The organism is Bacillus seohaeanensis (assembly GCF_042684945.1).
GTDB lineage: Bacteria > Bacillota > Bacilli > Bacillales > Bacillaceae_B > Rossellomorea > Rossellomorea seohaeanensis.
Map to the genome: position 1 here is coordinate 136,732 of NZ_JBHUMF010000008.1, position 12,336 is coordinate 149,067.

12 protein-coding genes and 1 pseudogene are annotated in these 12,336 nt (G+C 35.4%); 8 read left to right on the forward strand and 5 right to left on the reverse strand.

The window, feature by feature from the left end; translation table 11 throughout:
* Positions 1 to 141 precede the first annotated feature (141 nt).
* On the reverse strand, positions 142 to 333 hold the full coding sequence (locus tag ACFSUL_RS03655; protein WP_377932797.1) for a hypothetical protein: 192 nt from the start codon (positions 331 to 333) through the stop codon (positions 142 to 144).
* A 244-nt stretch (positions 334 to 577) separates the two neighbouring features.
* Here ACFSUL_RS03655 and ACFSUL_RS03660 point away from each other — a divergent pair, with 244 nt between their 5' ends.
* A complete protein-coding gene (locus tag ACFSUL_RS03660) occupies positions 578 to 1,480 on the forward strand; it encodes a chemotaxis protein (protein WP_377932799.1) in 903 nt (300 codons plus the stop codon).
* Positions 1,481 to 1,669: 189 nt separating this feature from the next.
* Here the strand turns inward: ACFSUL_RS03660 and ACFSUL_RS03665 are convergent, their stop codons facing one another.
* Together ACFSUL_RS03665 and ACFSUL_RS03670 are read right to left on the reverse strand one after the other, a co-directional pair.
* Positions 1,670 to 2,134 (reverse strand): YkyB family protein, encoded by a 465-nt coding sequence (locus tag ACFSUL_RS03665; RefSeq protein WP_377932801.1) that lies wholly within the window; start codon positions 2,132 to 2,134, stop codon positions 1,670 to 1,672.
* An 859-nt stretch (positions 2,135 to 2,993) separates the two neighbouring features.
* Positions 2,994 to 3,215: pseudogene (locus tag ACFSUL_RS03670) on the reverse strand (hypothetical protein); the annotation flags it as partial.
* Positions 3,216 to 3,439: 224 nt separating this feature from the next.
* Here ACFSUL_RS03670 and ACFSUL_RS03675 point away from each other — a divergent pair.
* From ACFSUL_RS03675 to ACFSUL_RS03690, 4 genes are all read left to right on the forward strand, one after another.
* A complete protein-coding gene (locus tag ACFSUL_RS03675; RefSeq protein ID WP_377932803.1) occupies positions 3,440 to 5,533 on the forward strand; it encodes a sensor domain-containing protein in 2,094 nt (697 codons plus the stop codon).
* Positions 5,534 to 5,648: 115 nt separating this feature from the next.
* Positions 5,649 to 5,867, forward strand: coding sequence for a hypothetical protein (locus ACFSUL_RS03680; protein ID WP_377932805.1), 219 nt, complete (start codon positions 5,649 to 5,651; stop codon positions 5,865 to 5,867).
* Between the two features lie 452 nt (positions 5,868 to 6,319).
* Positions 6,320 to 7,543 carry an EAL domain-containing protein gene (locus ACFSUL_RS03685; protein WP_377932807.1) on the forward strand — a complete coding sequence of 408 codons (1,224 nt, stop codon included), beginning with the start codon at positions 6,320 to 6,322 and terminating at the stop codon, positions 7,541 to 7,543.
* 404 nt (positions 7,544 to 7,947) lie between these two features.
* Positions 7,948 to 8,436 (forward strand): DUF3993 domain-containing protein, encoded by a 489-nt coding sequence (locus ACFSUL_RS03690; RefSeq protein ID WP_377932809.1) that lies wholly within the window; start codon positions 7,948 to 7,950, stop codon positions 8,434 to 8,436.
* Positions 8,437 to 8,481: 45 nt separating this feature from the next.
* Here ACFSUL_RS03690 and ACFSUL_RS03695 read toward each other — a convergent pair whose 3' ends face one another.
* Both ACFSUL_RS03695 and ACFSUL_RS03700 read right to left on the reverse strand, forming a co-directional pair.
* The gene (locus ACFSUL_RS03695) at positions 8,482 to 8,712 is read right to left on the reverse strand and encodes a glutaredoxin family protein (protein WP_071412994.1); all 231 of its coding nucleotides are present in this window, start codon (positions 8,710 to 8,712) and stop codon (positions 8,482 to 8,484) included.
* Positions 8,709 to 9,668 (reverse strand): MBL fold metallo-hydrolase, encoded by a 960-nt coding sequence (locus ACFSUL_RS03700; protein ID WP_377932812.1) that lies wholly within the window; start codon positions 9,666 to 9,668, stop codon positions 8,709 to 8,711. The genes ACFSUL_RS03695 and ACFSUL_RS03700 overlap by 4 nt, the downstream gene beginning before the upstream one ends.
* A gap of 151 nt (positions 9,669 to 9,819) precedes the next feature.
* Here ACFSUL_RS03700 and ACFSUL_RS03705 point away from each other — a divergent pair, with 151 nt between their 5' ends.
* From ACFSUL_RS03705 to ACFSUL_RS03715, 3 genes are all read left to right on the forward strand, one after another.
* Entirely contained in the window at positions 9,820 to 10,077 is a 258-nt protein-coding gene (locus ACFSUL_RS03705; protein WP_377932814.1) for a YkuJ family protein, read from the forward strand.
* A 168-nt stretch (positions 10,078 to 10,245) separates the two neighbouring features.
* On the forward strand, positions 10,246 to 10,695 hold the full coding sequence (gene cbpB / locus ACFSUL_RS03710) for a cyclic-di-AMP-binding protein CbpB (RefSeq protein WP_377932816.1): 450 nt from the start codon (positions 10,246 to 10,248) through the stop codon (positions 10,693 to 10,695).
* Between the two features lie 117 nt (positions 10,696 to 10,812).
* A complete protein-coding gene (locus ACFSUL_RS03715; RefSeq protein WP_377932818.1) occupies positions 10,813 to 12,309 on the forward strand; it encodes an MDR family MFS transporter in 1,497 nt (498 codons plus the stop codon).
* Positions 12,310 to 12,336: the final 27 nt, after the last annotated feature.

Below are 12,336 nucleotides of genomic sequence, written 5' to 3' on the forward strand. Positions count from 1 at the left end.
GAGGGGCTAGAGCTGTACGTAGACCGCTTCAATAATGTAGTTACTCACATATATTATACAAATAGCTCATACAAAATAAAAAAACGGTTAGAGAGGAAAATTCCTACTCTAGCCGTTTTTTATTAATGAAGATAATAGCTTTTACTCATCAAAAAACTCTTTTAAATTATCATCATCTTGGCCATTTACGTAAGGGTTCTCTACTGTCGGATCCTCTTGATCTAAATTGGTCTTAATAACAAGAGATGGACTTGTAGAAGCATTGGCAATTACACGGTCTTCTAATTGTTTGAAATCAGGTAACTTATTTCTTTTGTTGTTAGTTGAATCCACTTTTTTACACCTCCTACTAGTAGAATGTTGTGAAAATGTCGTGATTATGTAAAAGCTGTGAAAATTATGTGATTTTTCGTGAGCGAAAAGAAAAAAGATAGTCTCTTCTTCTGTTGTTTAAGAAAAATCCCTCAACTTCCTAAACTCTTATTAAAGTTGTTCGATATAATAAAGAGAGGGCTGGCCGAAAAAGGACTTTTATGGTCGGTTTTATTAGATACTAGGTATGGAAGGGCGTAGAGATATGAATGATTCACAGGGGATTTTATTAGAAAGTGGAACGAATGAGCTTGAAATTGTCGAATTTGAAATACAAAATAGTAAATTTGGTATAAACGTTATAAAGGTAAAAGAAATTATCCAGCCTGCACCAGTAACTCCGATTCCCCATTCCCACTCATATGTGAAAGGAATTATTCAGTTAAGAGGAGAAGTGTTACCTGTAATAGATATGGCTGTAGTGCTTGGTCTTTCTGGTGTCGATAGTAACCAGTCAAAATATATAGTAGCCGAGTTCAATAAGCAGAAGGTTGTTTTTCACGTTGATAATGTAACGAAAATTCACAGAATATCATGGGATCAGATAGAAAAACCTTCTGACATGTATAGCAGTGGAAATACGCAAATTATAGGAGTTATCAAACGTGGGGAAGAAATGATTTTGCTTGTAGATTTTGAAAGTATTGTAATGGAAATCAACCCTGACTCTGGAATCCATGTAGACCAAGTGAAGAAACTTGGAGTCAGAGAGCGTCAAAATAAAAAACTAGTTGTTGCGGAAGACTCTCCATTATTAAGAAAGCTTTTAAATGATACGTTAAAAGAAGCAGGGTATGACACGGTTGAATTTTTTGAAAATGGAAAAGATGCATTAGCTTATTTAGAATCACTGGCAAAGGAAGTTGAGGATATTGCGGAACACATTCAATTAGTTATTACTGATATTGAAATGCCACAAATGGATGGCCATCATTTGACTAGAAGAATAAAAGATCATGACAAATTATCGAAACTTCCAGTAATCATTTTCTCTTCTTTAATTACGGATGATCTCAAACATAAGGGAGAAAAGGTAGGGGCCGAAGAACAGGTTAGCAAACCGGAAATTACGGAATTAGTTTTGAAAATTGATCAGAACATATTATAATAAAAGTTTATTTTATACTTAAGTAGCTTAGCGTTAACGAACTTTTTAAGTATGTTAAATCAATCCTCATAAAGTGAAAAAATAGCGATTATTATAATAGTCGCTATTTTTTTTATTCTATAAATGTAATATTCCTTTTTTACTTCAACGAGAGTTTGCGTTAACGCGCTAAAATGTAGGGGTAAAAAATTAGAAAAAACTATCACCTAACTTTTTGAAAACAGGTTTATTATAGGACCGTTTCTTTTTGTTTTGATATTTAGGATTATTGTCAGATATACCAGTATATCGCTCTAAAATTGATTTTGCTTGTTGTAGGCTCATACGGCATTTTGGATTTCTAGAACGCTGATCAAGTGACCCTAAATGGGGAAGGACTTTAAAATCTTCCTTGGTCGGAGGAATATGAAAAGTATAATCACCACAGGATACTAACACATCCGATTGTTGTCTACTGTATTTGGGGTTATTGGAAAAGTGAAGCCCTACTTTGACAGCTTTACTGTCTTTAATCATTTGCAGAAGTGCTTGCTTCTTTAAAGAATATAAATACTTTGGATTACTTGCTGTTTTTGCATGCCGGTTAACAGTAAAAATTGCTTTTGAGAGGGTAGTTACGGATGTTGCAGAAGGGGTATTGTTATTGTTACTCAAGGTAAAATCTCCTTTCTATCTCTATATTGTAGACTATTATAACCTTTTTTTACGAGATTGGAAAGGTGAGGAAAAGAGAAGTTTTTTGAGGAGTAGGATTATTCGGAAAAGTGTAATGAGCTAATTTATTTCATACAATATTATAAATATTTATAAAAGAAAGAGGCTGGGACATAATTAAAATACTGTCCCCTAAATACGAACGATGTTAGGTTAAATTGTTTCGTAATCGCTGTTGATTTCCGTGTCAAGACTTCGCTTTCCGCGGGCGGTCGGTGAGCCTCCGGGAAAAGCGGAATCGGCTTGGTCAGCTCGTGAAGAAAATAGAGAAATACCCAAAAGGCGTTTTGTGCCTTTAGGGTATTTCATCTTTTTCACAGCGAGCTAGCCGCTGGAGCTAGACATGCGCTGCGCTTTTGCGGGGTCTTACCTGTTCCGCTTTCCCCGCAGGAGTCTTCGTCTTGCACTCCAATCAACAGCTAGAACAAGTTAAAAAGAACAACACGTTTTATGAAGACTTATAAAAAAACCGAACTAATTCGCCTTCGAAAGAAAGAATTAGTTCGGTTTTTTATTCACCTAGAATACATTTTTCCCAGCCTCTCTCTTTGGTAGGAAACTGTAAACCAATTACTCATGGGTAATCTTTTTTCGAATTATATAAGATTAGCCCCTCGAGGTCATAAATCAAGTAACTCAAAAAAGAAAAAAACGCCTTTTCGAGTTATTCACCTTATGCTTGTCAGGGCTAATCAAGCCACCTCCACTTTTGTTATTACCGTGGGTAAACATTTATATTTTCTGTTATATTGTAAGGAGGGATCCCTTGATTTATTCCTCCACCATATGGGCTTCCGTACTGTTGAGCAGGTCCGTAAGCTTGATAAGGGTATACAGGATATGGAGGGTAGTAAGGTGGTGGGTAGTTTGGCCTGTTGAAAAGGAATGGACTAACCGCTAGACCTGCTAAACCTCCTGCAAGAAATGGCCAAAATCCGAAGAAAGGAAAAAACCTTTGATTTCCACCGTTTCTATATCCAATTCCTGGATGGTAATAGGGCAACACTTGATTACGATACATCTTTAAAACCTCCTTTCTATCTCCTCTATAGCTTATGGTTGAATATCTAGTCCTGCGACTGATTATACACGTAATGGGCATTGTAATTGTTATGAGTCTAAAGTTCTATATAAGAGATGTGTAGAATATTTTTTAGAGAGATATAGGAATAAATATATATAAAAGGTAGAATGGAATAAAACCTATATAAAACTAGCTTATGAATTGCAAAGGATATGATACAAATGGTTCGTATAACGGGGAAGTTAAATAGTAGTAAAGAATTAATTGGAATAGAACAAATTCTACATAACATTATTGTTGATCACATAAATGATATTGTTTTCATTATGAGGGTGGAAGCAGGTCCGAAGTTTCGCTATGTGTTTGCAAACCATTCTGCCATGCTTCATGCAAAACTAAAAGAAAATGACATGGGGAGGTTATTAGAAGATGTGTTAACAGAAGACATAGCGACAATGCTTCAAGCTAAGTATGAAGAACTGTTAACTGTTGGTGACACAATAAAATTTCAAGATTCTCTTACTCTTGATGTTGGAAAAAAAGTAATAAATGAGTCCGTTTTAACGGCTATAAAAGATGAGGGTGGAAGTATTCAGTATGTAGTATCTATTACAAGGGATATAACTTCTGCCACAGAAGAAAAGAGAGAATTAGAGCAAGCAAAGGAGCGGTATAAGTCGATAATCGAGCATAATATGGATGCCGTATTCACTCTTAATTTAGAGGGAGATATTGTCGATGCTAACGATGCAGGTGCCAAACTTACTCTTTTTACAAAGGAAGAACTAAAGGGGAAAAATTCATTAAGCTTATTTAGTAATCAAAATAGTAAATTGATAAAGAAATCGATCAAACAGACATTAGAGGGCAATTCATCGACTATTGATAATTGTTTATTAAAGGATAGAACAGAAACGGAGAAAATCGTTCAGCTAAGGTCTATTCCAATAGTTGTTGAGGGCGTGTGTGAGGGCATCTATATGATTGCCAAAGATGTTACAATACATCATGAACAAACAGAACTAATTCATTATATGTCTCTTCATGACCATCTCACAGGATTATGGAACAGAAAAGCACTAGATGAACATGTCCCATTGTTGATTAATCGCATGGAAGAAAATAATGCAGAGCTTTCTGTCATATATATTGACTTAGACCGGTTTAAGTTTGTAAATGACACATTAGGATTACAAGGTGGAGACTTGTTTTTAAAAAAAGTGACAAACAGGCTGAAGAGATTAACAAATGATGATTGTCTTCTTTATCGGCAAGGTGGAGATGAGTTCATCTTCCTTTTAAAGAATAGTAGTTTTGAGAAGACAGAAAAATGTGCAGAAACTATTCTGGAACTATTTAAGGAACCATTCTGTATTCGTGGCCAGGAGTTTTATATTAGTCCTTCTATGGGGATTAGCCAGTATCCGAATGATGGTTATGACTCAAATTCTCTTATTCAAAAAGCTACACAAGCACTTTTTCAAGTGAAAAAACAGGGGAAAGGGAATTTTCGTTTCTTTCAAACTCACATGAAATCTAGTTTTCCGAATTACATGATCATGGAGGCGCATTTAAGAAGAGCAATAGAAAAGAAGGAGCTTTATCTTCATTATCAGCCTCAAGTGAATTTAGAATCAGGGGAAATGGAAAGTCTGGAGGCATTAATCAGATGGGAAAACCGAAAATTTGGATTTGTCTCACCTGCTCAATTTATCCCCCTTGCTGAAGAAACTGGACTTATCTATGCAATCGGTGAATGGGTGCTTGAGCAAGTATGTATTCAGCTTCAGAAATGGAGAAATAGAGGGCATACTAATGTAAGAGTGGCGATTAATATTTCACCGAAACAGTTTTTGAAAGAAGGGTTGATTAATACGATTCAGTATTATTTGCAAAAGTATGACTTGCCTCCTGCTAATTTAGAAATTGAAATCACGGAAGGGGCTATGCAGGATACGGAGCAAGCATTGAAAGTATTAGAAAAACTGAAACAGTTAGGTGTGTACATCTCAGTTGATGATTTCGGTACCGGTTATTCATCATTAAATTATCTAAAAAGATTTCCGATTGATATATTAAAAATTGATCAATCGTTTGTACGGGAAATTCAGTTGAATCAAAAGGATGCTGCGATAACCATGACGATTATTCATTTGGCTCACAGCTTAGGGCTGGAAGTTATTGCAGAAGGAGTGGAGCAGGAAGATCAGATGCTGTTTCTAAAAGAGGCACAGTGTCAAAAAGCACAAGGTTACTATTTTAGTAAACCGATTAGTGCAGAAGAAATTGATAATCATTTAGAGAAAATAAGCTAATGAAAAAGATACAGTGGAAAGCTGATACGTTGACAAAACAGAAGCTTGTAAATTAATTTAGGCAATATAGTGTATGCTATAATTATTCAATAGAATGCTAGGAAGGAGATGGGTTATGAATCACTATAAACGTATGGAAATCCTATTTCTCCCTACCGAAAGAGGCATGATAAAAGTCCACATATATGGATATATTAGACCTCGATCTTTAGGTCATGTTTTTGCTGAGTTTAACAATGTTACTGTCGATGCAAAAGGGTATAATCGCAATAAGACAATAATAAAAACGTTGACATGCCTTCACAACACGCTTGTGAATAATAAAGATTCTTAGACCAATAGAGGCTGGGACAGTTGTGTTCTAGGTGAATAAAAAAACCAAACTAATTGAATCCAAATTAGTTTGGTTTTTTTAAAGTCTTCATAAAACGTATTGTTCTTTTTAACTTGTTCTAGCTGTTGATTGGAGTGCAAGACGAAGACTCCTGCGGGAAAAGCGGAACAGGTGAGGCCTCACAAGAGCGCAGCGAGCTGGGCAAACCGCTTCCGCTTTTCTGAGAGGCCCCCCATTCCTCCCCGAGGAGTCTAGTGCCCGTAGCGGAAATCAACGGGTTGAATGTATAATATAAGTGAAAACAACAATCTATAAGAAAAGAGTCTTTAAATTAGTTTTTATTTTGCCTTTTCAAGTGCACGTTCGACTCTTCCGATGGGGATAGAATTTTCGACATGTCCATTGAGTAATATGGTATAATTATACAAGAAAATGAGTGTGGAGGTGTTTTCATGGACGCATTAGAGATAATGACCAATATAGATAATGTTATTCCGTACTACCAGCCAGTGTTTAGTGCAGATGAGCATAAAATTACCGGTTACGAAGTTTTAGGAAGAATTATTGCTGAAGATGGAGAGGTTCATAGTCTTGGCTCATTTTTTCATGATAAAGATATACCAGATGAATATAAGTTAGAAGTGGATGAAGCGGTTACTCGTAAAGCGTTGGCACATTTCTTACAAGAAAAAGAACAAGGTCTATTATTTATAAATCGTGATCCAATGCATCTTATCGAAGGTGCCGGTGAAACATTTTTACATATGTTAAAAGAGTTTAAAAAAGAAGGGTTAACATTAGATCGCATAGTTTTAGAGATTTCAGAGAAAACATTTTTTGGTGATTTCGATAAGCTCGTTCACTTACTGCTCTACTATAAAACGTATGGGATAAAAATAGCCATTGATAATGTTGGTGGCGAGAGTGGGCATTGGGATAGACTGTCACAGTTTTCACCTGATATTTTAAAAGTTGATTTGCATCAATTACGAAATGATATTAGTAATCAAGCATATAAAAATATATTATTCAGCTTATCTATGTTAGCGAGAAAAATAGGATCATCCTTGCTTTTTGAAAATATCGAAATAGAGTATCAATTGCAATTCGCATGGAGAAATGGTGGTCGATATTACCAAGGGTTTTATTTAGAGAAACCTTCGCCTAACTTTTTGGAAGAAGCCATTTTAAAGAATAAATTACGGAAAAAGTGTCATGATTTTATTGTTTTTGAAAACCGTCATCTTGAAAAAGTGTACTCTCTTGCGGATAAATTACAATTAAAACTAAGTGACCAATTGCCCAAACTTAAAAAACAGGCAGAAAACGATGATACACTACTACTCTTATTAGCAAATCATTTTTCTAATGAAAGCTTTCGATTATATATTTGTGATGAAAATGGTTTTCAGCTTACAAGTAATTTAATCAAAATAAAGAAAGAGTGGAAAATTGAATCTGAATTTCGAGGGAAAAATTGGAGTTGGAGACCGTATTTTCTTGAAAATATTTATAAAATGAGACATGAAAGAAAAGGTCTATTATCAGATGCTTATTGCGATATTGAAACAGGTGAATTGATTCGAACTTTCTCCTATCCAATTGGGGAATTTCAGTATTTATTTATGGATTTATCGTATGACTTTCTTTTTGAGCAGGATGGTCTTTTGTATTAACTTCTTATTAGTTTGTTTATTGTCGGTACGGTGTATTTTTAATAGTATATTGTGTGAAAACTTGTCTTAAGGATAGATTACATCCTATAAGGCAAGTTTTTTTTATCCCACATTAACGGGCGGTATCTCCCTACTAATCGAACCTTCACTTTATATCCATAAACTAGGAATTTGCAACTGACTCGTTTTTCTAGGTTTGAACGGCAAATTTAGAGGGAAATTACGAAATATAAGGTGAACAATGTCACTATATGTAAGTAATTTACGATGAACTCTTGTGCTATCGACAAATTTCCGTTGTTAAAATGAATACATCACAGTGAAGATGTTAGTTAAAAGAATTCTTATGAGAACTATCATTTTTAGCTATTACGAATTTGAGGAATAAAGTAGGGGGGAAGGGGATGAAGGTCAATAAAGTAATACTCTCAATCATTCTTTTTTCATTATTAACGGCATTTGGACATAATCAGACATCGATATTTAATAAGGAACAAGCGATAACCATAGTAGAAAAGGCATTTAAAACACAAGTCTCTTTAAGTGAAAAGCCACGTTCTATGCAACAAATAGAAAAATTATTAGACGGTTATTTTACGGAAGAATTTAAAAAGTCATTTATGAAGGAAAATGTAGTTGGAATGGATGATGGATATGTGACATTGGGATCTGACTTTGCTCCATATTACATTCCGTTTTTTCACTATAATGAGACGACAAATGCTTCGTATGCTAATGGGAAATGGTATGTATGGGAAAAAAGGTTAGGCAGTGAAAGTGGTCCATATTCTACGCCTACTGGGGTAGAAGCGGTTATATTAGTGAAACAGAATGGGACATGGAAAGTGTCTGACATTACATATGAACTTCCTGAAAATGTGAGTAGCCCTTAAAGGCATGCAGTTATAAACGACTGCGTGCTTTTTTAAGGGCTATTTTTATAATTTCAATATAGAAGGTAATTCATTTAATTGCTGGCTTGTAATAACTTTGTCGTCAACGATAACGACAGGAGTGGAAAATAATTTGTATTTATTAATAAGCTCATCTTTTGCACGATTGTCTTTTTTTATATCCTTTTCGTGAAAGTCGATTTGTTGTTCTTTTAAAAAGTTTTTTACAAATTGGCATGGCGGACAATCTGGTTGCGTGTAAACGGTAATTTTCAAATTTTATTAGCTCCTTGCTCTTTGATTAGATAGTCAACAAGCCCCATGGAGGACACCATAAGATCTACATCAATAATGGTATGGATGGGGTGGTTTTCCGAAAAGCCTCTTTGTTTCAAAACAATGTTTACTTTTTCTTCTAAAGAGGCTTTGATCTTTTCTGTATTTTCCTTAAAATCCAGTTGGGTAGAAAAATGCCCCCTGCTTGTTTCTACAAATATATTGAGCCATTTTTTCACTTCTGTCAAAGCGAATGGTACATTTTCAGACATTCCGTAATGACCAAAATAAATCCGGCTTAACTGCATCTCTTCAAAAAGCTCCAAGGAAGCCAGCGTTTCCTTAGGGTCAAACTGATTTGGTGATGTGGAAGGAAGAAAAAATGCTGGATGATCTTTTCCCGCAGGATAATGAATTCCAGCAGTATCACCAGCAAAAATCCCGTTAGATGCTGGATGATAAATACTAAAGTGATGCTTTGAATGTCCTGGTGTATCATAAAAAGTTAATGTACAATCATTGCCGATAGTTAATGTATCTTTATGATGTTTAATTATGACCTTATCTTCTGAAACCGGTATAATCGGGTCAAATAGTGTTTCAAACCTGTCTCCGTAAATTGCTTTTGCTCCTGCGGCTAGTTTTGTGGGGTTTATTAAATGTTTTGCACCTTTAGGATGCACAATAACTTTAGCGTTAGGACATTCTTGCAATAGTAATCCGACTCCGCCAGCATGATCTAAATGAATATGTGTAACGATTATGTAGTGGATTTCCTCTAATGAGATATTCAAGTCTTTGAGACCTGCTTTTAGATAGGGAATAGAAGGGCTTGCAGATGTTTCTATGATAGTGATGGCTTCCTCATGAAGAATATAGGCACCGGTTCGTTCTTCTTGTTGTAAGTCATGTAAATCAATTAGTGAAACTTTAGGGTGTATTTTTTTTATAGACACGAACAAAACTCCCTTTTTGAATTTTACGATAATTAAAGTATACAAAATAAATTCTATTTGATAAAGCTTTGTAATGGATTTATTAGGATAATATCTGTTACAATGCAAAAGCTATAAAGAGATTTTGAACTGTCGAAAGGAGAGGCTTAGATTGTCTCAATTACTTGGTATCATACAAAGATTAAAATCATTACAAGAACAGGCTGAACAAGGTGAAACACAACAACGTTTTTTTGAATGGAACGGACAAAAAGTTTGTGAAGTGAAGTATATTCCAAAACAAGATACTTTTGAAATTGAAGTTCCCCAAGATAAACAAAAAGGGAAAATTTTTCCCTTTGACAATATTGATATCACTGCAATTGAAATTTACGAGCTATTACAAGAAGCGGACCAAACAAGGAAGTAATAATTTTATTTTAAAGAAGAAGGCTGCCCCGTAAGTGCTTGGCATTTGCTAGTGGATCAGCCTTTTTTGTTTTGAAGAGTAGATGTAAGCATTTTCAAAACAAAAAGAGGGTTTTGTGGTAAACTAAAAGTGATTAGTCTTTTTAATTTTTTGAATGAGGGGTTGTTCATGATTTCTTTACATAGTAAACAGTTTCTCGAGACAAATATTAAAGGTTTTATCATTCCTTCTGAAAAAGTGGCGCATGTGCAAATTGGGAATTCGTTAGAACATGCATTACTTGTGCTAACGAAAAGTGGGTATTCTGCTATACCAGTATTGGATACAAAGTACAAGTTTAATGGATTAATAAGCTCTAGTATGATTACAGATTCCATTCTCGGTCTTGAAAGAATCGAATTTGAATTGCTAGAAGGAAAAAAAGTTGAAGAAGTGATGGTAACAAATATCCCTCGTATCTCTATTGATGCGAAATTCGAAGAAATAATTGAATTGCTAGTGGATTATCCTTTTTTATGTGTTATTAAAGAAGATGGCTATTTCGAGGGGATAATGACTAGAAGAATTGCTTTAAAACAATTGAATCGCCATATTCATAGATTGAATCACTTTTTGTAATATTATATATTGTGATAGTAAGTGCCTGGTCTTTCTTATATGTAGTTTATAACTACATATAAGAAAGTGCCGGCATTTTCCTTTTTTGTCTGGGATGTAGGTTTTCGTATAGAGGAGATGACATTGGTGAATAGTGCTTATCGTTTAAAAGATAACAAAGAGACGAGGCGTCCCTTTGTTTTGGCTGCTGTTATGCTTGCTATGTTTATGGGAGCAATAGAGGCTACAATAATTTCCACGGCAATGCCCGCAATTGTCGGTGATCTAGGGGGTTTTTCTCTATATAGCTGGGTATTTTCTTCTTACCTTTTGATGAATGCTGTTACGGTTTTGATTTATGGTAAACTTTCAGATTTATTTGGACGAAAACCAATTATTACCACAGGAATTATTATTTTCTTAATAGGATCCCTCCTTTGTGGTATAGCAGGTTCAATGGAACAATTAATTTTTTTCCGGTTTATTCAAGGGCTGGGGGCAGGGGCTGTAATGCCGTTAGCAACAACTATTGTAGGAGATATTTACACGAAGGAAGAGCGGGCGAAAATTCAGGGGTATCTTTCTAGTGTATGGGGGATTTCAGCGATTAGTGGCCCTGCAATAGGCGGTCTGTTGGTAGAGTTTGTCAGCTGGCGATACGTTTTTTGGATAAACATTCCACTTGGGCTACTCGCGATTGCGGGGTTACATTTCTTTCTTCATGAAAACATTGAGAAAAAGAAACCAGCTATTGATTATGTTGGGGCTACTATTTTGACTATTTCCATTTCCACATTAATGTTTATTTTAGTGGAGGGCGGTGTCCATATTGCTTGGTCTTCTTGGGAAGCAATTTCTCTTATCCTCATCAGTAGCGCTGGAATAGTAGCTTTTATCCTTTATGAAAAGAGACTTGATGAACCGATGATGCCATTTGAATTGTGGAAGTCACGGTCCATCCTTGTGGCGAATGTCGTGTCGTTAACCACAGGTGTCATGCTTATTGGTATTTCAAGTTTCTTGCCCGCGTTTGTACAAGGTGTAATGGAGAGAAGTGCCACTATTGCTGGTTTTACCTTGACAGCTATGTCGATTGGTTGGCCAATTGCATCCACGGCGGCAGGTAGGCTTTTGTTGAAAATTGGTTATTTTAAAACATCCCTAATCGGTGGGGTATCCCTAATTGTCGGAAGCATCTTTTTCGTAACGATGGACCCTGCCGACGGACCTTTATGGGCTGCTTGTGGCTCCTTTTTTATTGGTGTTGGTATGGGGCTTACATCTACCTCATTCATTGTTTCTATTCAGAGTAACGTAGAATGGAAAATAAGAGGAATTGCAACAGCAACCAATATGTTTATGAGAAATCTAGGAAATACTGTTGGAGCAGCACTTCTAGGTGGTATTTTAAATAGCAGAATTCAAGCCTATATTGAAAAAAATGGTACAGAAGGAATGAATATTGATACGGTAAATTTGCTATTAGATGAATCGAAGCGACAGGAGTTATCTTCTACTGTACTTAAAACATTACAAGAGGGGTTAACGGTATCTTTGCACTGGGTATATATATCAGTGTTGATTTTTGCTGTGATCAGCTTTATTTTTATCATTTTTATTCCGAGAAAAGAGTAGTATTGCTGGGGGGGAGTCGTTAATGGC